This window comes from Vibrio sp. ED002 (assembly GCF_023277445.1).
GTDB lineage: Bacteria > Pseudomonadota > Gammaproteobacteria > Enterobacterales > Vibrionaceae > Vibrio > Vibrio jasicida.
On record NZ_CP080239.1, the window covers coordinates 1,383,451 to 1,407,581 of the forward strand.

24 protein-coding genes are annotated in these 24,131 nt (G+C 45.5%); 13 read left to right on the plus strand and 11 right to left on the minus strand.

What is annotated here, in order from left to right; genetic code table 11:
• Positions 1 to 164 precede the first annotated feature (164 nt).
• From ITG12_RS22810 to ITG12_RS22820, 3 genes are all read right to left on the minus strand, one after another.
• The gene (locus tag ITG12_RS22810; RefSeq protein WP_005429553.1) at positions 165 to 431 is read right to left on the minus strand and encodes a hypothetical protein; all 267 of its coding nucleotides are present in this window, start codon (positions 429 to 431) and stop codon (positions 165 to 167) included.
• A 279-nt stretch (positions 432 to 710) separates the two neighbouring features.
• A complete protein-coding gene (locus ITG12_RS22815; RefSeq protein ID WP_038864995.1) occupies positions 711 to 3,869 on the minus strand; it encodes an efflux RND transporter permease subunit in 3,159 nt (1,052 codons plus the stop codon).
• A gap of 13 nt (positions 3,870 to 3,882) precedes the next feature.
• Entirely contained in the window at positions 3,883 to 5,040 is a 1,158-nt protein-coding gene (locus ITG12_RS22820) for an efflux RND transporter periplasmic adaptor subunit (RefSeq protein ID WP_248874132.1), read from the minus strand.
• A gap of 589 nt (positions 5,041 to 5,629) precedes the next feature.
• On the opposite strand from ITG12_RS22820, the gene ITG12_RS22825 reads away from it, so the two are divergent.
• From ITG12_RS22825 to ITG12_RS22835, 3 genes are all read left to right on the plus strand, one after another.
• Positions 5,630 to 7,147: a phospholipase D family protein gene (locus ITG12_RS22825; protein WP_248874134.1), complete on the plus strand. Its 1,518-nt coding sequence runs from the start codon at positions 5,630 to 5,632 to the stop codon at positions 7,145 to 7,147.
• A gap of 88 nt (positions 7,148 to 7,235) precedes the next feature.
• Positions 7,236 to 7,823 (plus strand): class I SAM-dependent methyltransferase, encoded by a 588-nt coding sequence (locus ITG12_RS22830; RefSeq protein ID WP_054755512.1) that lies wholly within the window; start codon positions 7,236 to 7,238, stop codon positions 7,821 to 7,823.
• A 33-nt stretch (positions 7,824 to 7,856) separates the two neighbouring features.
• The gene (locus tag ITG12_RS22835) at positions 7,857 to 8,420 is read left to right on the plus strand and encodes a GNAT family protein (RefSeq protein WP_038876617.1); all 564 of its coding nucleotides are present in this window, start codon (positions 7,857 to 7,859) and stop codon (positions 8,418 to 8,420) included.
• Positions 8,421 to 8,473: 53 nt separating this feature from the next.
• Here ITG12_RS22835 and ITG12_RS22840 read toward each other — a convergent pair whose 3' ends face one another.
• On the minus strand, positions 8,474 to 8,947 hold the full coding sequence (locus ITG12_RS22840; protein WP_248874135.1) for an ASCH domain-containing protein: 474 nt from the start codon (positions 8,945 to 8,947) through the stop codon (positions 8,474 to 8,476).
• Between the two features lie 195 nt (positions 8,948 to 9,142).
• On the opposite strand from ITG12_RS22840, the gene ITG12_RS22845 reads away from it, so the two are divergent.
• Positions 9,143 to 9,991: a hypothetical protein gene (locus tag ITG12_RS22845; RefSeq protein ID WP_038864988.1), complete on the plus strand. Its 849-nt coding sequence runs from the start codon at positions 9,143 to 9,145 to the stop codon at positions 9,989 to 9,991.
• A gap of 40 nt (positions 9,992 to 10,031) precedes the next feature.
• Here ITG12_RS22845 and soxR read toward each other — a convergent pair whose 3' ends face one another.
• Positions 10,032 to 10,469 (minus strand): redox-sensitive transcriptional activator SoxR, encoded by a 438-nt coding sequence (soxR, locus tag ITG12_RS22850; protein ID WP_038864987.1) that lies wholly within the window; start codon positions 10,467 to 10,469, stop codon positions 10,032 to 10,034.
• Positions 10,470 to 10,703: 234 nt separating this feature from the next.
• Here soxR and ITG12_RS22855 point away from each other — a divergent pair, with 234 nt between their 5' ends.
• The 4 genes from ITG12_RS22855 to fusA all read left to right on the plus strand — a co-directional run bounded on the left by ITG12_RS22855 (position 10,704) and on the right by fusA (position 16,085).
• Entirely contained in the window at positions 10,704 to 11,588 is an 885-nt protein-coding gene (locus tag ITG12_RS22855; protein WP_248874137.1) for a LysR family transcriptional regulator, read from the plus strand.
• 151 nt (positions 11,589 to 11,739) lie between these two features.
• A complete protein-coding gene (dgcN, locus tag ITG12_RS22860) occupies positions 11,740 to 12,744 on the plus strand; it encodes an N-acetyltransferase DgcN (protein ID WP_104039999.1) in 1,005 nt (334 codons plus the stop codon).
• 26 nt (positions 12,745 to 12,770) lie between these two features.
• Positions 12,771 to 13,757 (plus strand): N-acetyl-D-Glu racemase DgcA, encoded by a 987-nt coding sequence (dgcA, locus tag ITG12_RS22865; protein WP_248874139.1) that lies wholly within the window; start codon positions 12,771 to 12,773, stop codon positions 13,755 to 13,757.
• Between the two features lie 309 nt (positions 13,758 to 14,066).
• Positions 14,067 to 16,085 carry an elongation factor G gene (fusA, locus tag ITG12_RS22870; protein ID WP_248874141.1) on the plus strand — a complete coding sequence of 673 codons (2,019 nt, stop codon included), beginning with the start codon at positions 14,067 to 14,069 and terminating at the stop codon, positions 16,083 to 16,085.
• 67 nt (positions 16,086 to 16,152) lie between these two features.
• Here the strand turns inward: fusA and ITG12_RS22875 are convergent, their stop codons facing one another.
• From ITG12_RS22875 to ITG12_RS22890, 4 genes are all read right to left on the minus strand, one after another.
• A complete protein-coding gene (locus ITG12_RS22875) occupies positions 16,153 to 16,347 on the minus strand; it encodes a hypothetical protein (protein ID WP_038876598.1) in 195 nt (64 codons plus the stop codon).
• Between the two features lie 221 nt (positions 16,348 to 16,568).
• The gene (gene nqrM, locus ITG12_RS22880; protein ID WP_038876596.1) at positions 16,569 to 16,772 is read right to left on the minus strand and encodes a (Na+)-NQR maturation NqrM; all 204 of its coding nucleotides are present in this window, start codon (positions 16,770 to 16,772) and stop codon (positions 16,569 to 16,571) included.
• Complete coding sequence (locus ITG12_RS22885) at positions 16,772 to 17,275, minus strand: NifB/NifX family molybdenum-iron cluster-binding protein (RefSeq protein WP_038876594.1); 504 nt, start codon at positions 17,273 to 17,275, stop codon at positions 16,772 to 16,774. The genes nqrM and ITG12_RS22885 overlap by 1 nt, the downstream gene beginning before the upstream one ends.
• Positions 17,272 to 17,562 carry a DUF134 domain-containing protein gene (locus ITG12_RS22890; RefSeq protein ID WP_038876592.1) on the minus strand — a complete coding sequence of 97 codons (291 nt, stop codon included), beginning with the start codon at positions 17,560 to 17,562 and terminating at the stop codon, positions 17,272 to 17,274. The genes ITG12_RS22885 and ITG12_RS22890 overlap by 4 nt, the downstream gene beginning before the upstream one ends.
• Positions 17,563 to 17,903: 341 nt before the next feature.
• On the opposite strand from ITG12_RS22890, the gene ITG12_RS22895 reads away from it, so the two are divergent.
• From ITG12_RS22895 to ITG12_RS22905, 3 genes are all read left to right on the plus strand, one after another.
• Entirely contained in the window at positions 17,904 to 18,896 is a 993-nt protein-coding gene (locus ITG12_RS22895) for an ABC transporter substrate-binding protein (protein WP_038864971.1), read from the plus strand.
• An 88-nt stretch (positions 18,897 to 18,984) separates the two neighbouring features.
• Complete coding sequence (locus ITG12_RS22900; protein ID WP_038876590.1) at positions 18,985 to 19,884, plus strand: proline/glycine betaine ABC transporter permease; 900 nt, start codon at positions 18,985 to 18,987, stop codon at positions 19,882 to 19,884.
• Entirely contained in the window at positions 19,877 to 21,118 is a 1,242-nt protein-coding gene (locus ITG12_RS22905; protein ID WP_248874143.1) for a glycine betaine/L-proline ABC transporter ATP-binding protein, read from the plus strand. The genes ITG12_RS22900 and ITG12_RS22905 overlap by 8 nt, the downstream gene beginning before the upstream one ends.
• A 76-nt stretch (positions 21,119 to 21,194) precedes the next feature.
• On the opposite strand, the gene ITG12_RS22910 is transcribed toward ITG12_RS22905, so the two are convergent.
• On the minus strand, positions 21,195 to 21,431 hold the full coding sequence (locus ITG12_RS22910) for a hypothetical protein (RefSeq protein WP_104029782.1): 237 nt from the start codon (positions 21,429 to 21,431) through the stop codon (positions 21,195 to 21,197).
• A 198-nt stretch (positions 21,432 to 21,629) separates the two neighbouring features.
• Here ITG12_RS22910 and ITG12_RS22915 point away from each other — a divergent pair, with 198 nt between their 5' ends.
• Together ITG12_RS22915 and ITG12_RS22920 are read left to right on the plus strand one after the other, a co-directional pair.
• Complete coding sequence (locus tag ITG12_RS22915) at positions 21,630 to 22,139, plus strand: copper resistance protein NlpE N-terminal domain-containing protein (RefSeq protein ID WP_248874145.1); 510 nt, start codon at positions 21,630 to 21,632, stop codon at positions 22,137 to 22,139.
• Positions 22,140 to 22,331: 192 nt separating this feature from the next.
• Positions 22,332 to 23,144, plus strand: a complete 813-nt coding sequence (locus tag ITG12_RS22920) for a 5'-methylthioadenosine/S-adenosylhomocysteine nucleosidase (RefSeq protein WP_248874147.1) — start codon at positions 22,332 to 22,334, stop codon at positions 23,142 to 23,144.
• A 46-nt stretch (positions 23,145 to 23,190) separates the two neighbouring features.
• Here ITG12_RS22920 and ITG12_RS22925 read toward each other — a convergent pair whose 3' ends face one another.
• Entirely contained in the window at positions 23,191 to 24,075 is an 885-nt protein-coding gene (locus ITG12_RS22925) for a LysR family transcriptional regulator (RefSeq protein ID WP_248874149.1), read from the minus strand.
• Positions 24,076 to 24,131 lie beyond the last annotated feature (56 nt).

The window sequence follows — 24,131 nt, forward strand, 5'->3', positions numbered from 1 at the left end:
GCCCCCTCCTCAATCAACAGGCATAAAAAAGCCAACCCATTAATAGGTTGGCAAATAGAGCAACAAGGTTGACGCTGACTGCTCACTAACGTCGTGCTTGTATCGGATGCACTCTGGTTAATCACTCGTCCTTGTGACTAACACGGAATCTTTGTCGTCAGAGGTTATGACTTGGTTGCCTCTGTCTTCTGGCATTTGATCTTTACCAGTTGAGCTTGTTGTTCTTTGATGTGTTTAACAATGCGTTCATCGCGTTCATCAATAGCGTCCATGTTCATTTGTTGGATGTCCGCAACCGCCTCATGCTTCATTGTTGTAAATTCTTGACGTAAATCCGCACTCCACTCTTCTTTGTCTAGAGTGTTAGCAGCAGCGATTGGTGATGACATTACAGCAATAAGACCTAGAGTAGATAGAAATACGCTTTGCATAATAAGCTCCTTAGGGATTAGCAGTTCATTGGGTTGCACTCTATACATTGCACATAGGATGCCAACTTTTTAAACCTTTAATATCAACAACTTAAACAAGAGTTTATTTTTCCACCATCTGCTCAATGGCGAATTTCACACACACAGTGTTAAATTAACCAAAGATATTTATGAGCATTTAACCATTCACTCAACTTATAGTATAGATAGTCCATTTCAGTTCGCTTAAGGCACAAAAAAGCAGCCCGAAGGCTGCTTAGATTTCCGCTTTAGGTGAAACTAGCTTTGCGTGCTTTCGTTGCCGACAGTGTTTGATGACTGTGATTTGAACTTACCTATCAAGCGACCAAAGAATCGTTTAATAATGCGGAAGATGTTTTTAATATCCTCTAGCATCAGGTACAAACAAGGTACCAGAATCAAGGTAAGGACAGTTGCAAACAGAACAGCAAAACCAAGCGCGACCGCCATTGGGATAACAAAACGCGCCTGCAAACTGGTTTCAAACATGATAGGAAGTACACCAGCGAAGGTGGTAATAGACGTCAGCGTGATCGCTCGAAAACGTGCACAGCCAGCTTCAACAACCGCTTGCTTAATGCTCATGCCTTTTTCTCGCACTTGGTTCACGTAATCTGTCATCACCAAAGAATCGTTGATAACCACACCCGCTGCCGCGATTAAACCAAATGTCGACATCATGCTGATGTCCATATCTAGCCAGAAGTGTCCCCAAATCGCCCCCGTTAAGCTAAACGGAATCACCGACATGACAATAAGCGGTTGGGTGTAGCTCTTAAGCGGCACAGCCAGCAAGATGTATACGATGATCATGCCTGCAATGAAGAACATGATTTGCTCGTTACGCTGCGCAGCTTGCTCTTCGATGTCACCACCCAATTCCGTTTTCACGCTTGGGAAGGCTTGCTTCATGTCCGGTAAGATGTTGTCGTCGATGACTTTCACGACTTCTTGAGGTTCAACCAACTCTTCATCTATAGAGCCATAGACATAAACGGTTTGATAACCGCCTTCACGTCGAATGGTACTCACACCCGGTTGCTCGTTGATCTTCACCACATCACCAAGCATGACCTTCTTGCCTGCTGGTGTGGTAATCACAGCGTAACGCAGTGATGAGAAGGCTTCACGCGTCAATTGCGGGTAACGCACCATAACCTTAATTTCTTCGCCATCACGAATAATGCGCTGCGCTTCACCACCGTAGAAACTGCCACCGACTTGCTCTGCGATCATGGTGAGATCCAAACCCAAATCATAAGCAACAGGGGCAAGTGATAACAGTACCTCTTTACTACCGGAATCGATAGACGACGAGATATCGTACAGACCTTCTTCTTGCTGGAGGCGACCAATCAAATAGCGACCTGCTTCGTTTAGCTCATTGATATCCGAGCCAAACAGCAAGTAACCAAACTCGTCGCGGTCACCGCCACCTGCACTTTGCTCACGGATCTTAAAGCTCTTCATGCCCGGAATAACTGGCATTGCCTCACGCCAGCGACGTGCAAGTTCAAAGGTATTGAATGGACGCAGTTCTTCATCCACAAGCGGTACAAGAATACGACCTTCAGTACGACTTCGGTTATAAGAAAGCACATCACGAATCATCCCCTGACCATGCTCATCAATGATCTGGTTTTCGATTTTCTGCATCACGCCTTCAATGGTTTTTAACGCATTGATGGTTTGCTCGCTCGATACCGTGTCATTCATCTCAATCGTAATCGCCGGATAATCCGTTGGTACTTTAGGGCTTGGAATCACACGCACGTAGTTCGAGCTAACTAAAGCAGCACTAATCAACAACAGACCACAGAAAAAGGCAAACACGGTCCAACGCCAATGAGTACAAACCTTAACGAAGCTTCGGTAAGGACCATTAACAAAGCCGAAGAAGCGCTTGTTGAAATTATCACGCCAACCGCCCGCTTTGATTGGTGTAAAGTTAGTGTGTGCTAAGTGAGCTGGAAGGATCAGCTTTGATTCAATCAAGCTAAAGATTAGACACAGGATCACCACACCCGCAATGCCGTAGAAGAAGGCACTATCAATCCCACTTGAGAGTAGGAATGGGGCAAACACCGCTATCGTGGTTAACACACCAAAGGTTGCCGGAGTCGCGACACGCTTAACACCCGTCACAACGTTCTCAACACCACCGCCCTTCTCTTCGATCTCACTGTAGGCACTTTCCCCGGTTACGATGGCGTCATCCACCACGATTCCGAGCACCATGATAAAGGCAAACAAAGACACAATGTTCACGGTGATACCCAGCATTGGCATCATCATTACTGCGCCTAAAAAACACACTGGTAGCCCCAACATCACCCACATTGCTAAGCGGAAACGAAGGAATACCGAGAGCATGATGGCAACCAACGCGGCACCTTGAAGAAGGTTTTTCAGCATCATGTCGAGACGACCATTTAGGTAGTAGGTCATATCAACGAGAACTTTCAGTTGAATGTCATCAGGTAAGGTTTTGTTCTTTGCTTCGATGTAGTTACGAACGGATTCAGCAACTGGGATGATGTTTTGATCACGCGTGGCTTGAACCGCCATGTAGATCGCGTTTTGCCCCGAGTATTCGAAGTAACGATCTTCTTCAGTAAAGCCATCTTTAATCGTTGCGATATCTTGTAGCAGAACTTTTGCACCGTTTGCGCCAAGCTTAACTGGAATATTGCGGAACTCATCACCACGGTAGTATTGGTTCTCAATACGTACTGCGATCATGCCTGCGTTGGTTTTTACTTCACCTGCAGAAAAGTTCGCTGAGTAACGACGAATCGCGTTGCTCACATCACTTAATGTTAAGTCATATTTACGAAGAATCAGCGGATCAACTTCGATAGCAATCTCTTCTTCTGGTGCATTAAGATCCACCAGCATGACATTTTTCAGTTGCAGTAATTCGTCTTCGACTTGTTTAGCGATAGGTTTGAGCTCTTCTAGTGGTCTATCGCCCACCAAGCCCATTTCTATTACCTCTTGTCGCCATTCCACCTGATAAACGTTGATGGGTTCCATGCCTGCCGGCAAATTGGATAAGGTGTCTACCCGTTGCTTTACATCGTCCAATACACGTTTGATGTCGGCATTCACATCCACTTCTATCGATACATAAGCGCTGCCTCGAGAAGCTCGTGCCACTGTCTTTTTGATGCCAGTGACGTCTTTGATCGATTCTTCGACTTTAACCAAGATACTCTCTTCAATCTCTTGCGGAGAGGCACCAGGATAAGCTGCTCGAATGTTGATGTAGTTAACTTCAACGTTCGGGAACATTTGTCGTTGAATGAACATGAAGCTCACGATACCCATTACGATGATAAACACCATCATTAGGTTCGCGGCGACAGAGTTGTTCGCAAAATAGGCAATGATGCCCTTTTGTTGATTCTCTTCCATGATTGACTCCTACTTACTGTACGACGGTTTCGGAGTCGTCATTCTTTTTTGCGACTTGGACAGCCATGCCTTTTTGCGGGTACTCAGGTAACGTCAGAACCAACTTGTCTGATTGCTCAAGACCTTCCCCCACAAGTAGGAACTCACCTTCTGCACGAAGTACATTGACGGTTCTCGGTTGCAGTTCGTTTTCGCCATTCACGACCCAAACGGTGCGGTTCTTTACTAACTCCTGAGGGAGACGATAAATGTGCTTGAGCTCTTTACCGGTAAAGCTCACTTCAACGTATGAACCAAACTTAATCGGTGGCTGATTATTGTCTAGACCATATGGGTCACGAACTTGAATCACCATATTGATCATGCGCGTCGCGCTGTCGATCATGCCGAGATCGCGAACCACTTTACCTTCACGAGTGGTCGATAGAATGCCTTGCTGGGTTACAGTCGCACGTAGCTCTTTCAAAGATTCAGGAAGGAATGCACTGTCAAAACCAGCGATAGGAACGTGGATCTCCGCCACTTCGATATTGTTCAAGGTTGCAACGCGAGAGCCGGAAGAGACAAACTGCCCCACACCGATATCACGCTCAACAACAAGTGCATCGTATGGCGCAATCACTTTACAGTTTTCTAGGTCGCGGTTAGCTCGCTTCAACGCAGCTTGAGCAGACTTGACTTGCGCCTGAGCACTCAAGACATGGGGCTTACGTAGGTAAAGGTCTGTGACTTGTTTGTTGCTTAACTTTTTCGCTTGGCGTTTTGCGACTTCCGCTTTGGCTTGTTCCTCGATCAACGCAGCACGTGCACTTGCCAAGCCCGCTTCTGCTTGTAGAACAGCCGCTTCATAGTTATCACTTTCAATCGTGAATAACACTTCACCACGCTTTACGATTCCACCCGTCACAAAATTTGGGTGCCAACTGATCACTTCGCCGCTAACTTGCGCTGCTAAGTGCGTTTTTTCGAATGGACGCATTTCACCGTGACTGGTGATAACAACTTTATGATCGGTAGGAAAAAGTGAAGAGGTTTGTACTGTGGGTTCAGTAATGGTGTCTTTGATTGACTCTTTTTCGGGCGCAGTAGCGGCAATCGCGGCATAACCCGCATAAGAGCCACCAACTACGACGAAGGGTAAAAGCCAACGTAATACTGGTTTTGCTAACATCAAAAATCCTTTTTTATTTTTGTATTCTCCTGTTCATCCCCGTCAGGCCTTAGCCTTAGAGATGAATTAACAAACGAAACGTTCGATAACCCAATCTCCTACTCCCCGCGGACAAACAGTGAGTGTTTGCATCTGAAATAGACAACTTTATAAGAGCGCCGTGCTTCCGCTGTGTTTCGCGATTATCAATCACAAAAGAACTATCCATGGCAAGTTAATAAAATTAACAAAAACTTAACCATCTCCGCAAGTTACGACCTCTCACGCTCACTGTTTATACGCAATCGTCATGCCAAACGTTTACCCTTTAAATATCAATAAGTTAAGCTGAAACGGTAATTTTTCTCAGTGCAGTATTGGTAATTACCACCAGATATTAGTGATATTGACCATTTCTAAGTAAAACATAAGTAAAAAACATGATATTGTCCGCCCGAATAATATGCCTTCCAAAAGCCATATCGAGTCATTCCGATTCGGTTGCTTTATTGAGAAATCTGCGACTTGGCTACAATCACTCGCATTACCCAGATTTAAAGCTTGATATATAATCAAAGAGTTACGTTGTGTATTAACAAGGAAGTGTGCATTGCTACGTTCTCTCTCTAAAGCCTTACTCGGTTCAATGCTTGTACTTGTCTCGGCTTGCTCCTCAATTCAGCCAAGAGATCCAAGTGAGAAATCATCCAGCTTTCAGTTCGGTTATCAAAATGACTCATCTTTGGCAGAATTTTTTGAAAGCTACGACAAAGACCCGAACTCAGACACTGGCTTTTACCCTCTTAATCAGGGAAACGATGCGCTATTAGCTCGAATCGCACTGATTGAGTCTGCCGAAAAAAGCCTAGATTTGCAGTACTACATCTACCGCAGTGATGAGACCAGTCAACTAATGACGTGGCGTTTGTATGAAGCAGCAAAACGTGGTGTACGCGTTCGCCTGCTTCTAGATGACATGCAAAAGCGAAACGATGCAGGAATGGCAGAGCTGAACGCTCACCCAAACATCGAAATCCGACTGTTTAACCCACACCAATATCGAGATGCGCGTGTATTTGCATTGGCAAGTGACTTTGATCGCCTCAATCGCCGCATGCACAACAAGGCTCTAATTTCCGATAGTGTGTCTGCCATTGTCGGCGGCAGAAACATTGGTAATGAATACTTCTCTTTCGAGTCCAATGTCGAGTTTGGTGATTTCGATTTGATGCTATATGGCGAGGCCGTGACGCAAACTGCTGACCAATTCGATTTGTATTGGAATAGTCTCTATGCCATCCCAATGGAATGGATTGTGCCTGAGTCTGAAAAAGTGGCAGACGATGCGATTCAAGCGCAAGTAAAAAAACTCAAATTGGAAGAGAAGTTTTCTACCGGTCCCTATAACTTCAAAGAGTTAGACCTGTACGAGGAGCTCCAACAAGGCAAACTGAAACTGTATTGGGGACAAGGCCAAGTGTGGTTCGATTTACCCGATAAGATTGCCACTCAAGAAAGCCAACTGGTCGCAAACTTAGGTGAACTCCTTGAGAACGTTGAAGATTCTTTTGTTCTAATTTCCCCTTACTTTGTGCCGACAGAATCCGGAACAAAAGCTCTGACTGATGCGGCAAAACGCGGGATAGATATCACCATCGTGACGAATAGCTTGGCATCAAACGATGTATTTGCTGTGCACGGTTGGTACGCCAAGTACCGAGAAGATTTGGTCAAAGCGGGCATTAAACTTTGGGAAGTAAAAGCCAGTGCGAAAATTAAAAGTAAATGGAGCTTAACCGGTAGCAGCCGAGCGAGTCTGCACGCCAAAGCCATGATGATCGATGGGAAAACCTTGTTTGTAGGTTCGATGAACTGGGATCCGCGTTCGGCTGAGCTCAATACAGAGATGGGCGTAGTTATAGAGCAACCAAAGTACGTGCAAAAACAACAAACCGTTTTGCCAGAGCAGTTGAAAGAAAATGCCTATCAACTCATCATCAAAGATGGTGATATCGCATGGATTGATCAAGCGACAGGCGAAGAATTTGATTCAGAGCCAGAAGCCAGTGTGTGGAGAAAAATGGGCGCTTGGTTCTCGGGCATCCTGCCAATCGAGGATCAGCTTTAGCTTCCCAGCGAAAGATAACGTCAGCTAGTCTAAATCAAAACGCTATTCAGCACTGAGTAGCGTTTTTACACATAAGAAAGGAATCTCAATGTCAGTAACATGGAACGAATACTACCAAAAGGTTGCGAGCCAACCTCACCGACCAAACGTAGAACGTGCCGCCAATCTGCTTACGCTCGACAACAAAATCGCCATTGATGCAGGATGCGGTACCGGTCGAGATTCCAACTACCTCCTCAATCAAGGCTTTACCGTTTACGCGTTTGACACTCATCAAGATGCGGTGGAAACTTGCTTGACGCGTTTCGAAGGCAATCCTAACTTTTCCATATCGCAGTCTTGCTTTAGTGACTTTGATTACCCGCAATGCAGCTTGTTCATTGCCAGTGCGAGTTTGTTCTTTTGCCCTAGTGAGCACTTTGAAAGCGTATGGCGAAGAATCGACTCTGCCTTAGTCTCCGGCGGTGTTTTTTGTGGGGATTTACTGGGCGTGAAAGACTCTTGGGTCAAAGCCAAAACGCATCCAGACATCAGTGCGTTCACCAGAGAGCAAGTCGAAGCATTGTTTGAAGGATATGACATTCTCCACTTCCATGAGCGGGATGAAGATGGCAGCACTGCTCTCGGCAATGCAAAACATTGGCACATGTTCAGCGTCACTGCGGTCAAACGTTAATTCGTTACTCTTATTCGTACTAAAAGGAGTGTTATGTACCATTTCCAAGGCGTCACATTAAGACGAGCCGTTCCGGAAGAAGCCAAAGCGCTCTATAAGCTCATCACTGAGGATGAACGCTGGGCGCAATTCAACGGTCCTTACTTCCCTTATCAAACACCGACATTAGAAGGCTTTCGTAACCACACCTTTCAACGCCTACTGAAAGGTGAAGACATGTTATTGATTGAGTTCGAAGGTAAGCCCGTTGGTTCAGTGAGTTGGTATTGGGAATGTGAGAGCACTCGCTGGCTTGAAGCTGGCATCGTCATTTACGATTCAAACTCTTGGGACAAAGGGTTGGGGTTTTGTGCGCTAGTACCTTGGATTAGCCATATATTCGAAACCCAAGACATAGCACGAGTTGGTTTAACAACGTGGTCTGGTAACCCAAGAATGATGCGTTGCGCAGAAAAGCTTGGCATGCAACAGGAAGCCCGGATTCGTAAAGTACGTTACTACCAAGGCGAGTACTACGACTCCATCAAATACGGCGTATTAAGAGAAGAATGGCAAGCGCTGCTCCAACAACTCTATAGCCAAGAACAATTGGCGTAAATCATCATATTTAGTGAAAAGGCTTGGCAACGCGCCAAACCTTTTTAATTGGGTTACTTGGATATAGGGTAAACCACTCTAAAACGCTCAAGCACCAATAAACGTTGATCGTGCCACTCGATGCCAAGCTCCTCACATTCCGCTTTAAAGAATTTAGTGTGCGCTTCTCGCCACCAAGCTATCGTGCGATCACCTTCCCCTTCAGCTTGGGCAAATTCTTCACTCACGTCCGAATATCGGCAGGTACTGACGTCTGTAATTTGAATAATACAAACAGGTTCGCCGTCCCAATTGGTCACCACTTGTAAGTGCCCGACTTGAGGCATCACCTCTCCGTGTTCGCTGTACCAGAGCTCCATACTACAAGAGGCCGTTTTCTGGCCAATTCTAACCAGCTCAGCACAAGTATTGGCGTTGTACTCGTCAGCACAATAATAATCAGCGCTTACTGAGGGAATCGCTGCTTGCGCTTGTTCAGAGAGCGTCTCCATATAATGGGTAAGATAAGCTTGTGCTTTGGCGTCCATACTTCTGTTCCTTGGTTCTGCTTTTCCATCGCTTTACTAACCGGAAAGAGTATCCATTCATGATCAAAAGAACAAGATATGAGCCCATCAGAACACTTTATAAAACAAGCATTTTTCATCTGATTTTTGCTAAACCTTGTCTGTATTTGCTATGGTTTCAGAGATTCATCCATTCTCGACGCAAAAGGACGTTCTATGCGCTTAATCATCGGCATCTTCTTCGCTGCTCTGCTCTCTTTCCCAACTCTTGCATCAGAAGAAAAATACTCAGAGTCCGAGATGCTAGACAGACCATTGATGGAACGCTACATCCTCGATGAACTGAAATCACTGCGTCAAGAACAACAAGATCTGGAGCGACGAATGATCGTCGAAATCACCGATCGTGAACTGACTGTCGCGGACAAATCGTTGAACTACGCCAACGTAACGGTCACTTACTTCTTCTACATCATTGCTGGTGTCGCTTCTTTGATCGCCTTTGTTGGTTGGCAATCTCTTCGCGAATTTAAGAACAACACCACAGAAATGGCGGACAAACGCCTCGAAAAAATTGCTCAAGAATATGAGAAAAAATTCCTAGAATTAGAACGCGATTTAAAACGCAAAACGCGTATCATCAGTGAGAACAACAAAGAGATTGAGAAAATCAACGAAATCCACAATTTATGGTTGCGTGCACAAAGCTCACAAACACCTGAGCAGCGTATCGATATTTACGATGAGATCTTACTAGTTCGACCTGGAGATTTAGAAGCACTAACATACAAAGCAGACGCAGCAATGGAAATCAAAGAGTACCACTGGGCATTGAGCCTTTGTAACCGCGTACTTGAAGTCGATGACACCAACGGCCCAGCGTTGTATCAACGTGCTTGTGCATACTCTCGCTTAGGGATAGAAGAACAAGCGATTGAAGATCTTGAACGTGCGATAGACACCAGCCCATCAATTCGAGATCTGCTAGCGGAAGAGCAAGACCTTGAACTTCTTCATGGCCATGAACGATTCGAACGCTTGCTGTACTCAGCCGCAGAACAATAATCCACATTCAAATCTTAAAGTGTGCAGGTGGAGAAGGCGTTCATCCTTCTTCATCTAGCGTCAAATTCGACCCTGCATGATCTTTCCCTAATACGTCTTCCGGGTTTCTTAATGCACAAGTTTCTAATGACAAACAACCACAGCCAATACAGCTACCTAAGTCACTTTGCAATGCCTTGAGTTTCTGAATTTTCTGCTCTAACTGCTCATGCCAATGGCTTGCCATGGTTTCCCATTGAACTTTGTTCGGTGCTTGGTGCTTAGGTAATTCTTCAAGTGCTTGCTTTATCTCTTCTAATGACAAGCCCACCTGCTGCGCGGCTTTAATGACCGCTACACGACGTAGCACACTACGATGATAACGGCGTTGATTTCCTTGATTCCGCCAACTTGAAATTAACCCCTTTTGCTCGTAAAAGTGCAATGCAGATACCTTAACGCCAGAACGCTTTGCCACTTCACCAACACTGATTTCCATCTCTTCATCCTTTTTCTAAAAGCGCTTTACCTCAAGTATGCTTGAGGTTCAAAGTTAAACCACGTTAACATATTCAAGCAGACAAAAACGAAGAAAATACAATCATTTCAACGATGTTTGGTGCGATATGATTTCCTCTCACAAACCAGAACCGCACATCCATATAGAGATGCAATCCTTAATGAAGTAAATTAGAGATTCTCATCTTGCTCAATAAACGCAAAGGAAAGCGCAGTGAACTTAAGACAACTGGAAGTCTTCTATGCCATCATGCAAACCGGAACAGTCTCTGGCGCTGCACGTTTGTTACATGTCTCTCAACCAAACGTCACTCGGGTGCTTGCCCATTCGGAGCAACAACTTAGCTTTGCTTTATTCGAACGCGTCAAAGGTCGTTTAGTGCCAACGCAAGAAGCCAAAGCACTGTTACCAGAAGCAGAGAAGGTCTATCAGCAACTCGGCCAATTTCGCTCGCTCACCAATAAGGTGAAACAAGGCACTCAACACTTGAGAGTTGGAGCTCCCCCCGTATTGGCTTCCCAATTGCTTGCTCCAACCGTTGCCACTCTTTCCAAGCAACAAAGTATCTCGTTTGAACTACTAACGGCAAACCGTGATGAGCTATGTTCAGGCTTGCTTAAGCACGAATTGGATGTGGCGATTGCCTTTGGCGAAGAAGCCCCTCCCGCGATTTTGAGTGAGGTTTTACTTAAGCAACAACTTGTTCTAATTGCACCAAAAGAAACGCTCAATTCGGACAACGACACCATTTCGTTTGATGATTTGATTCAGCACGAATTGCCAATCATCGGCTTGGACAGTCGTGACCCGCTTGGTTTATTGCTGCACCAAACCTTAACCGCTCGCGACGAACACTACCAACATCCAATTACGGTGCGCAGTTACGCTGCGGCGGCAGAGTTAGTCAAACACCACGCAGGTTTCGCCATTGTTGATCCTTGGACCGCAAAACAATATCAGCATGATGAAGCAGTCAGCGTGCGCTCACTCTCTCCTACATTGTCGTTTTCAGTGTCTATCTTATTTGCCGAGCACACCCCACAGTCTATTTCTACCAAGCTATTTATCGATTCCGTAAAGCATCAGGTGAATCAGTAAGTTAGTGCTTACCTTTGTCCATAACTTCAAGTTATAGGCGCACAACAAATAGGCATTCGGCCTCCCTCTTCAAACTGGCTACATTGTTTGAAAACGCCATTACTTGAAAACGTATTGTTTGAAAACATATTGAATGACAGAGGGAACCATCATGCAAATCGCTCAACCTTACTTACTATTTCTCGGCGACGTCACCGACCCACTCGCCGCAAAAACCGCGCGAGGCATTCATCAATGGCGTCCTGAAATTTGCTTAGGGCAACTTCGCCTTACGTCAGAAACCGTCTCCCTAGGTTTAATAGATATGACGCTGCAACAAGCTCAGCAGCAAGGTGCAAAAACCTTGGTGATTGGCACAGCAAATCCTGGTGGTGTTATTCCTGAATCATGGCAGGCGACATTACTAGAGGCAGCGGAAATGGGGTTTGAAATCGCATCAGGCATGCATCAACGACTTTCCGAATTTGCGCCTTTAAAAGATTTACAGCAACGTGGTTTAACTAAATTGCATGATGTACGCCATTACGATGAACCGCTGAAAGTGGGCAATGGTAAGACGCGCTCAGGTAAACGCTTACTAACGGTTGGCACCGATTGCTCGGTTGGCAAAATGTTCTCAGCCCTCGCTATTGAGAAAGCCTTACAGCAATCTGGTTGTAAAGCTGAGTTCAAGGCCACAGGTCAAACAGGCATCTTAGTCGCGGGCAGTGGTATTTCGATTGATGCGGTTGTCGCGGACTTTATCTCTGGTGCGGTGGAAGCCATTAGCCCTGAGTTTACAGACCATGAATGGGACATCATTGAAGGGCAAGGTTCACTATTCAATCCGTCTTTTGCTGGCGTGAGTTTAGGCTTGCTTCACGGCGCACAAGCAGACGCTTTGGTATTGTGTCACGAGATCGGTCGCCCGCACATTCGCAACCTTCCTCATGCTAAGTTGCCAACGATTGAACAAACCATCGAAGCGAATTTACAGGCTGCACGTTTAACAAACTCTGACACACGTCTTGTCGGAATCTGCTTGAATACTTCTGCAATCAGTGAAGATGATGCCGCACAGCTTTGCCAAGACTGGAGTAAGCAATACCAAGTAACAGTGACCGATCCTGTGCGTTTTGGCGTAGAGCAAATTGCTCAACACATTATTGCGATTTAAGTTGCGATTTAAGGATTGTAGACGCGATGAAAATTCATGTAGAGCCCGTCACCATTGCGATGGCGACGCCTTTCCGTATCTCCCGTGGCAGTCGAACCGAATGTCACGTGGTGCGAGTAACCATAGAGCAGAACGGCATCAGCGCCCAAGGTGAATGTACGCCTTATCCCCGTTACGGCGAGTCGGTGGAATCGGTGATCAAAGCCATTTTTCAAGCCGCCCATGAACTGCAAGGTTTGTTTGCCGGAGGTGATGCGAATATTGTCTCCCTCAGAGAAAAGCTCCAAACCCTTCTCCCTGGTGGTGCGGCACGTAATGCACTCGACTGTGCGATGTGGAACTTACAAGCTAAGCTAGCGGGCAAGCAACACACTCAAGATTTATTTGAACTGCCAGCATCGATTGTCACTGCGATGACTGTGTCGATTAACACGCCAGAGGCAATGGCAAACCAGGCCCGTAGTTATATCGAACAAGGCGCAAAACTACTTAAAGTGAAGCTCGATGGCGAACAAGTGATTGAGCGTGTTCGCGCAGTTCGTGAAGCGGCAGGCGATGCGATGATCGTGCTGGATGCGAACGAAGCATGGCAAGAACTGGATTTAGACGCCACCTTTGCCGCGCTAGCGCCATTGAATATCGCAATGATTGAGCAACCTTTGCCATCGAATGACGATGACAAGCTAAAAGACATTTCGCACCCTATTCCACTTTGTGCCGATGAAAGTTGCCATACGCTCCAACAATTGCATGAATTGGTAGGCAAATACGAGATGGTCAACATCAAGCTCGACAAGACGGGTGGTCTAACCGAAGCCCTACTGCTTGCAGAAGAAGCGAAACGCCTTGGCTTTACCTTGATGTCTGGTTGCATGCTAGGCACTTCATTGGCGATGCGAGCAGCACTACCTATCGCTGTTCAATCGAAAGTGGTCGACTTAGATGGTCCGGTTTTACTGGGTCAAGATGTTGAGCCTGCTTTGGTATATCGAGAAGGTGAAATCGTCCTGTAAAGGATCAGTGATCACCCCATCACCCATTTCATGACCTAGATTAAAAAGCAATCACCGTCAGCATGAAATAAGTCACATAAATTACGGGGTTATTACGGCATGCTAATACCGTAGTAACCTCTAATGCGCTTTTTCAGCAAGGTGGTGGTTGTATGTATAGAGTCATCCGAAAAATGACATGGAAGACGAAAAGGCGGTAAACCCGCCCTACTCCAATGCAGTTCGTGCCTGATATCAGGTTTGCTTTGGAACCGTTGATTGGCCGCTAAAGGCTCACTCGGTTTCGCACGTCATTTGCAAGGAGGCTCTATGCCTATCAATAAGATCCGCAACATCGCCTTTGTCGGTCAAACGGGTACCGGCAAAACCACACTGATAGAAAAACTGCTCTACACCTGCCAAGCTACCAACCATTTAGGTTGTGTGGAAAAAGGCGATACGGTGACCGATTTCGACCAACAATCCATCCAATATCAACACAGTATCGAAGCCACCCCAGTCGCCCTAAGTTGGAATAAACATTGCCTTAATCTCATCGACACTCCGGGACAGAACGAATTACTCGGACGCACGCTCAGCGTATTCCCTGCCGTGGAAACTTCAGCGTTGATCATCGACCCTCAAATGCCCATCAACCAAACAGCTGATCGCTTATTTACCTTCGCGAAACAGCAACAAAAATGCCAGATGATCATCATCAACAAGCTAGACAATCACGGTAATAAGCTTGAAGCCGTGATGGAAAACATCATTGAGCATTTTGGCGATAACTGTTTACCAATCAACTTACCTTCAGCCGATGCCAAATCCGTGGTCGACTGTTATTTTGAGCCAGAATTAGAACGTGACACTTTGCTTTCACGAGTTGAAGATGCTCACGAAACTCTGATTGATCAGGTTATTGAGGTCGATGAAGCCTTAATGGAACTCTATCTCGAACAAGGCTCAGAACTGACAGCAGAACAACTGCATGATCCGTTTGAAGAAGCATTGAGAACCGGACACGTGATCCCAATTTGTTTTGTTTCTTCTGAAACGGGCGCAGGCGTCGAACTGCTCTTAAGAACGTTGGCAGAAATCATGCCGATGCCAAATGAAGGTAACCCACCGCTGTTGGAGAAAAACGGCAAGAAGGTCAAAGTAAACTGTGAAGCACTTGAGCACAGCGTAGCGCATGTGTACAAGATCAGCGTCGATCCTTACATGGGCAAACTCGCCTACTTGCGTGTTTACCAAGGTGAAATCAACGCGGGCAGCCAACTCTACATTGGCGAAAGCAACAAAGCGTTCAAAGTCGGTCATCTCTACCAATTGCAAGGCAAAGACAGAACGGAGATCCCAAAGGCGCTTGCTGGCGATTTCTGTGTGCTCGCCAAAGTGGATGAGCTGGAATTTGATTCCATTGTTCATGACTCTCATGAAGAAGATGGCGTGCAACTTAAAACCCTCAACTTCCCTGATTCAATGTACTCGCTGTGCCTAAAACCCGTTAAGCGTGGCGACGAACAAAAGCTTGGAGATGTGCTGAATAAAATCGCCAGTGAAGACCCTTCTCTTCGAATCGAACATCGTGCACGTACTAATGAAACCATCATTAGTGGACAGGGTGAATTCCACCTCAAAGTGGCATTAGAGAAAATGTCTTCTGTTTACAAACTGGAAGTGGAGACCAGCCAACCAAGTGTCGAGTATTTTGAAACCATTACTAAGCCTGCTGAAGGACATTACCGTCATAAGAAACAAAGTGGCGGAGCTGGTCAGTTTGGTGAAGTGCAGTTGAAAGTGCGCCCCCTAGAACGGGGAACTGGCTTTAAGTTCGTGAATAAAGTGGTCGGCGGAACGATTCCAACCTCACTTATCCCTGCTGTAGAAAAAGGCATTGTACAAGCTCTTGAAGAAGGAGCGATTTCTGGTAACCCAATCAAAGATGTCGAAGTGACTGTTTACGATGGTAAATACCACTCGGTTGATTCAAAAGAGATCGCCTTTGTGGTCGCCGGTAAAAAAGCCTTTCTAGATGCCATCAATAATGCCGGACCAATTGTATTGGAACCGATTGTTCAAATGGAACTGCATATTCCGACATCGAATGTCGGTGATGTGTCTGGCGATCTTTCAGGGAACCGAGGCTTGATTGAGGGTACTGAGCCTATCGATGCGAACTTCACCATGCTAAGAGCAAAATCTCCAGTTAACGAACTGCAAGATTATGCTCGACGATTGCGCTCAATAACTGGGGGTGAAGGCAGTTTCAATATGACGCTCAGCCATTACGAACCAGCGCCGCCAGCCATACAAAAACAAGTGTGCGACGAAGCAACGCAGTAAAGTTAAGTTAGCACTGGTTTCAACAAAAACGCCCTCAATCTAGAGGGCGTTCTCATTACTAATCAAATTACTTATCAAGTGACAAACCTATCTGGCTGAGCTTGCTTTCGAACGCTTCCACACTTTCGGCCTGATAAGTTGGAGAACCGTTAAAGTAGCGAGGTTTCTCTGGCAACATCGCGTTTTTCAACTCTTTTTCCTGATCGACATTGTCATGGTAAACCGTCACGCGATTTGGAATATCCTGTTTCATTACAGCCATTTTGGTTCTCCTTTATTAAGACGAACTTAAAGCGTAGATGCGAACAAAAAATGCGCAAAAATCGACCAGCGAAAATTTGATCTTCTAGACAATATTAATTTCATTTCCATAATTCGCTCAATACTGGTTTGCACGGACAACACACAAGCTAGCAAATACATTGAATGGATTAGACGCTCATAACTAAAATGACGTAAAGCCGTCGAACTTTGAGCCAAGCGCTAGCGTTTCGAGCGTGGTTCTTGGATTTGATATAAACGGCGTTCGCTCTCAGCACATGTAATTTCGCAGTTACAGACCTTATCCACACCCACGTTATTCAAGCCACCGCAACTGCCTTGAATACGTTTGTTGTGAAAGATCACGCCCAGTGACATCAACAAAATGATGGTTAGGAAACCTAAAAAAGTGAATAGCCAAACCATTACTTCACCTCTTTCACGTAAGAAGAAACCAATGCTTTAAGCTTAGCCGGACGAAGCGCCATGAGTGCTTTTTTTGATTGAGGTTTGGGATTGAGTAATAACGAAGGCACTTCTTTGCTTTTACTGCTACAACCTCTACAACTGTCTTTTTTGGCGTGATTGGTTGAAGGTCGACCCTGCGTGGCAACCGTGAGAGGTGAACGTGGTACTCCTAAAACATCATCAAGTGAACTGCGAGTAGACAACTTAAACACTTGCTTACCACTACTTAGTAACTTGCCTAAAGCGCGTTCACCAATATTGCGAACCAAGACCGCGTCGACTTTGTACTCATGCAAGGATTGAATAAGCTGAGACTTCGCTTTGCAGCCAGCTTGAGGCATAGAAGCGATGTTTGCTAAGTTCTTTAGTAAACCGTCGGAATCTGAGTAAATCGCAATATACGGTGCTTTGACAAAATGGCTGGCGACGCGTTCGCCGTCGTTTGGAATGGCATAAATCATGAGTTTGACTCCTGGTCAGGAAAAACTAATGCATGACCCTCAACTAGGCTTTTCGCAACTTTAAAACGTGCGCTTTTCACCGTATTTCCGAAGGTTTGGCGAGAGACGCCCATTTGCTCGGCCGCTTGCTGTTGGCTTAATCCTTCAAAATCAGACAAACGCAACGCTTCCAATTCTTCTGGCAAAATATCGACTTTTTCGAGTTCATAAAATGGAACTCCATTGGGTTTAAAACAATGGTGTGCAGCACGTCCACATATGCGTCTTTCTATTTTTGGTCTCGCCATGACAACCTCTCTACATAACGCCTTCACATTACGCCTGTTTATGGCATATGCCAATTACAGTTTTTGGCATATGCCAATATCTTAGTTTGCAAAAATCAACGCTTAAGCGAAATATTCTTTAGACATCTAACAAATTAGCACTCAGCATTACAAACCACCATACGATTCATCGCACTTCACATCAGAAAAACCTTTAATTTATGTGGCTATTTTCATCTAATTCTCACGAACACATTCACACCAATTAACAATTGAAACTACAATTCATCTAATACATTAGTTTGAACACTAATGATTAATTAGTTACCCTAAGTAGGCTATTTAGAGAAAGGAAACTCAATATGACGTACAAAACTCCCTTACTACTAGCGATTGGTGCGCTAGCAGCGACCAACGCAAACGCAAGTGAGTGTGGAACGGTTACCATCGCAGACATGAACTGGAACTCTGCGACACTGATTGCTAACGTGGACCGTTTTATTCTTGAGCACGGCTACGGCTGTGATGCCGAACTTATCCCTGGCGACACCATGCCAACCGGCACCTCAATGATCGAAAAAGGCCAACCAGACGTTGCTCCTGAGCTTTGGAGTAACAGTCTCAAAGATGCGTTAGATAAAGGTGTGGAAGAAAAGCGCCTTCGTTATGCCGGCAAAGCTCTAGTTGATGGCGGTGAAGAAGGATTCTGGATTCCTGCTTATCTGGTTAAACAATACCCTGAAATGAAAACCATCGAAGGTGTGAAGAAGCACGCTAAGCTGTTCTCTCACCCAGAAGATAAAAGTAAGTCTGCTTTCTACAGTTGTCCTGCGGGCTGGAACTGCCAAATCAGTGCGGGTAACTTATACAGAGCGATGGATCTTGCAAGTGCCGGTTTTGACATTATCGACCCAGGTTCAAGCGCTGGCCTATCCGGTTCTATCGCAAAAGCTTACGAACGTGAACAAGCGTGGTTTGGCTACTACTGGGCGCCGACGGCTGTGTTAGGGAAATACGACATGGTGAAAGTCGATTTCGGTAGCGGCGTCGATTTAGAAGAGTTTGTGAACTGTACAACTCAACCTGAATGTGATGCACCAAAACCAACCATGTACCCACCTTCACCTGTTCATACAATTACTACAGAAGAGTTCGCTTCACGTTCTCCTGAGGCTTATAACTACTTCTCTAAGCGTGGCTTTACGAATGCGGACATGAACCAGCTATTGGCTTGGATGGAAGACAATCAAGCTGACGGTGAAGAAACTATGTTCCATTTCCTAGAAAACTACCCACAAATTTGGACCGCATGGGTTCCTCAAGACGTAGCTAAAAAAGTGCAAGGCGCACTGTAAGACTTAGACGTTTCGTAAACGGTATAGGAATACCGCATTTGTTGTATGCCGAGGCTCAATAGAGCCTCGGTAAGAAAAGGAAGTAAACATGTCTGACTCGAACTGGCTGAGCGAATTTCCAGAGATGGATCGCTCCGATCTTAGAGCCATCCGTAAAACGCTCGATGGTGCCTACCGTGATTTTTCTCGTGAATATGGCGACCTTATTGAATCCTTCTTCGACCCATTACTCTCATTCCTCGTATGGTTCGAAAAACTGCTAATCTCTACCCCTTGGGTGATCATTCTCGCCGTATGCACTGCATTAGTTTATGCAGCAAGTCGATCTTGGAAACTTGGTGTCGCGTGCTTTGGCTCTCTCTTGCTCATTGGCTATTTCGGCATGTGGGAAGACACCATGCGAACACTCAGCATCATTACTGTGTGTACTATGCTCGCCATTGCCCTTGGCATTCCCATTGGTATTGCGATGGCCCGCTCTAACCGAGTGCAATCCGTCGTCACACCACTGCTGGACGTAATGCAAACCATGCCAGCTTTTGTCTATCTGATTCCAGTCGTTATGCTGCTTGGTATCGGTAAAATTCCGGGATTAATTGCGGTGGTCATCTATGCGATACCGCCTGTCATTCGCCTTACCAACCTTGGTATCCGGCTTGTAGACAAAGAAGTGCTTGAAGCCGCCACTGCTTTTGGCGCGAGCAAGAAACAACGCTTGGTTGGAGTTCAACTCCCACTGGCAATGCCAACCATCATGGCGGGCATCAACCAAACTATTATGATGGCGCTTTCTATGGTCGTTATCGCTTCGATGATTGGCGTAAAAGGCTTAGGTCAGCCTGTATTGAAGTCGATTACCAACCAATATTTTACACTTGGTTTGTTAAACGGCTTGGCCATTGTGGCATTGGCAATTTTATTCGACCGTGCATCACAAGCCTACGCGAAACGCACTCAAGCGCATTTAGGAGATCTGAAACATGACTAAGCCTCTTATCGAAATCAGCGGCCTGTATAAGATCTTCGGCCCGAAACCACAAACCGTCATTGATCGTGTGAAACAGGGACAAAGCAAAGACCAAATACTTGCTGATACGGGTCATACGGTCGGATTGAAAGACATCAATCTACAAATCAAGAAAGGCGAAATTTTTGTCATCATGGGTCTATCTGGCTCTGGTAAATCGACAATGATTCGCCACTTCAACCGCTTGATTGACCCAACGATGGGGCAGATTTTGGTTGAAGGTGTCGATGTGATGAAACTTTCACCAAAAGAGTTGGAAGAATTTCGTCGTCACAAAATGTCGATGGTATTTCAACGCTTTGGCCTGCTTCCTCACCGCACTGTCGTAGGCAACGTTGCTTATGGCCTTGAAATTCAAGGCTTCAAGAAAGATGAGCGCCTTGCAAAAGCGAACGAGTGGTTAGAAACCGTTGGTTTAAAAGGCTACGAGAACCAATATCCAGCCCAGCTTTCTGGTGGTCAGCAACAACGCGTGGGGCTAGCGCGCGCATTAGCAACCGATGCAGAGATCCTATTGATGGACGAAGCTTTCTCCGCTCTCGATCCTTTGATCCGAAGTGAAATGCAAGATCAGCTTATCGAACTGCAAGAGAAACTGCACAAAACCATCATCTTCATTACTCATGATTTGGACGAAGCACTTCGTTTAGGCGATCGCATTGCGATCTTGAAGGACGGCGAGTTAGTACAGCAAGGTTCTCCAGACGAAATTCTGCTTCATCCTGCTGATGAGTATGTAGAGGCGTTTGTTAAAGACGTGAACCGTGCCCGCGCGCTCACAGTTGAAACCGTAATGCAGCCACCAGCGTACCGCATTGCAGCAACAACTATCGAGGAAGCCCTCATCGAAATGAAGCGTGTGAAGCAAGATTATGCCTACCACGTGACCGACGAAGGCTATCAAGGTGTTGTCACCAAAGAAAGCTTATTGGACGCAGCGAAGACTGACGGTGCGCAAGAGTTGGATGACGAGATTTACGAGGAAGTACCTGTTGTCTCTCCAGACACGGTTATTGAACAAGTTCTGCCTGATACCATGTCATGCGATTACTCACTCCCAGTTGTTGATGACGAAGGTAACCTGCAAGGTGAGCTAGAACGCAGCGCCGTAGCAGAGATCTTCATTGATGCTTCAGAAGAGGAAGCATCATCAAAGGAGGTCAAAACCCCTCCGCCAATGGATAAGGCGTCCTAATAGGTTAAAGGCTCATCATCTGATGAGCCTTTTCTATTTTTCTAGCTATCTCTGTCTTGTTACCCACTGGCTCTCATTAAGAGTGCAACCATATAAGTAAGGCAAAAACCAACAGACACAACACAATACCAAACAGAAGAACGCGCCCTTTCATCTCTGATGATACTGGTCGATGAGGTCGTTTACCTAGCGTCAGAATATACAATCCCGCATACCCAATACGATAAACAACGCTATTTAAAATGAGTTCAAACATGAGCCAACGAATAAGCGAACCCAATACTCGGGCAGTTCCTATAAGTAATTCTTCCATTTTTACTTCCCTGTCTTTCTATTTGCAAATCACTGACGTTAAAGAGTTTTTCTAACAAAGGCAGATCAATGGTTTGCTTTCTTCTGACGCAGGTGTAGGAAACGAGTCTATTATTAAGACCATATACCCAAGTGACCTCAGCATACATGCTTCGAGATCATTTCGGTATATCAACTTGTTGATTAAAAGAGGAATAAAATGAAAAAGACACTATTAGCACTCACCAGTGCCGTATTTATTTTAGCCGGCTGTCAGGACGAGAAACCAGCAGAGACAACCACAGTTGACGTTCCTCAGGCGACAGAAGTTGAAAGTACGGTTGATGCAACTCCTATTGAAGAAGAGCAAGTGATCACGACTGATACGTTTGTCGATTCTGGCCACAATGCGCAAAATGCACTGGATTGGAACGGCATATACAAAGGCAAGCTTCCATGTGCAGATTGTGCAGGAATCGACACAACGCTAACACTGAATGAAGACGGCACTTACTCATTGGTAGAGCTGTATGAGGGTAAAGAAGGCGACCCAATCAAATCTGAAGGTAAGTTCACTTGGAACGAATCTGGCAATACCATTACTTTGGTCGACGAGTCAGGTCCAAACCAGTATTTCGTTGGTGAAAACATGCTAATGAAACTGGATATGAATGGCGAAAAAGCAACAGGCGAGCTAGCGTCATTCTACAACCTAAGCAAAATGCCTTAGCGCTAATTCATCATTCAATTTAGTCCTGATAGAACATAAATCCGAGCTTCCCCGCTCGGATTTTTTATTTCTCGTTATTTAGAATGAAAATCAAAAAAAGTCATCCATTAAGAAAATTAACAAATTCATCAATTGACGCAAACGTTTGCTATTGATAGATTGCGCCATCTTTTCCTTTTGTAAGTATGTCGTATGCAAATTCTTAAACGTTTCGCCGCACTGGTTCCTGCCGTGCTTTCATTCTCTGTTTTCGCTCAAACTCAACCAATCCTAGTTCAAGGTGCAATGGATATTGAAACCAGCACGCTTGTAGAAGCCCTAGATGACGCAAAAGAAACCACCGTTGGTTCTTGGACTTTCTGGCAAGGTGAAATCGACGGCTACCCAGTCGTGGTATCTCGTACCGAAGTTGGCTTAGCGAACGCAGCCGCTTCTACCACGATTGCGATTGAACACTTCAATCCTAAATACATCATCAACCAAGGCACATCTGGCGGTCATGACCCTAAGCTTTACCGTGGTGATATTGTTGTCGGTGAAGCAAGCTTCAACATGGGTTCATACAAGTCTGAATTTACTGAAAAAGGCAAAGGCATCGACCCAACGAAGTGGCAGAACTTCGACGTAACCATGCGTTTACGTGAAGATGGTGAGTTTGTTGAACATAAACAGTTCAAAGCGGATCCGGCATTGGTTGAAACTGCTCTTTCTTTGTCTGAAGAATACAAAAAAGGCAAAGTTGTAAAAGGCTTGATTGGTTCAGCGGACGAGTGGAACCGCGAAGTAGACCGCATCAACTGGTTCCATGAAACGTACGGTACATCTGTTGAAGAGATGGAAACCTCATCAGCGGCTTTAGTTGCTCAAGCTTACCAAGTGCCTTTCGTTGGGATTCGCATCTTGTCGAATACTGACCAGCACAAACAAGACTTTGACCCGCAAACCGCTGTCGATTGTCAGCTATACACGATTGATGTGATTAAAGCGCTGTTCAAAAAGCAATAGTCGCTTTTTGAATCGCAAAGGGAGACACAACGCCTCCCTTTCCTATTTATAGGCACTGCTGCTTGAGCCAGTTTGTCAGTTTTATAATTTCGGTCTGACGGGCTCGGCTCTTTTTGTGCACAAAGTAAAAGCTATCTCCCGTCTCCAAACCGTGCGAAGGGATATAAACCAAATCTTGAGCCTTATCCCGTTCATTCAACATGAAGTCATTGGCAAACGTAATGCCCTGATCGTAACGAGCGGCTTCGATAGCCAGCAACATGTGGCTGAAGTGCTGCATGTCGATGTTCTTTGGAAGCTCATAACCACCCACGCTGCACCACTCTGCCCAATCTTTACCACGCTCACGATAGATGGAGTCAGTAGAAAGAATCGGATAGTTCCAAAGCGCATCCGGCAACGGCTGGTCTTGAATCTCCTTCCAAAGATTCAAACTACAAACTGGGTACAAAGTCTCATCATACAAACGTATCGCCATGTAATTACGCTTCGGTTTTTGAACCGTAATGAAACAGTCTCCGACACTGTCCGTTTGTTCAGGGTCACCCGCAACCATATTCAAGGTAAGGTCGATATCGGGGTGTAACCGCTTAAAATCCGCCAGACGTGGTATCAACCATTTCACCGCTAGCGAACTGTATATCGCCAACCTTAAACTGCCCTTATCACCCTCTCTCACCTTCTGACTAGCCATTGCGATCGAACTGATGGCGGGGCTGATGTCTTCAAGATAACGAGCTCCCGTTTCCGAGAGTGACAGTTTGCGTCCTTGACGAATAAACAAAGCTTCACCGAGATAATCTTCGAGCAAACGTATTTGATGGCTTACCGCACTTTGAGTCACGTTAAGCTCCTCTGCAGCGAGTGAAAAGCTTAGATTGCGCGCGACCGATTCAAAACAGTGTACCGCTCTTAAAGGTGGCAGTTTCATTATCTAAAAATCTCATACTTAAACTAATAAATATCATTTCACTTCATCCTATGACA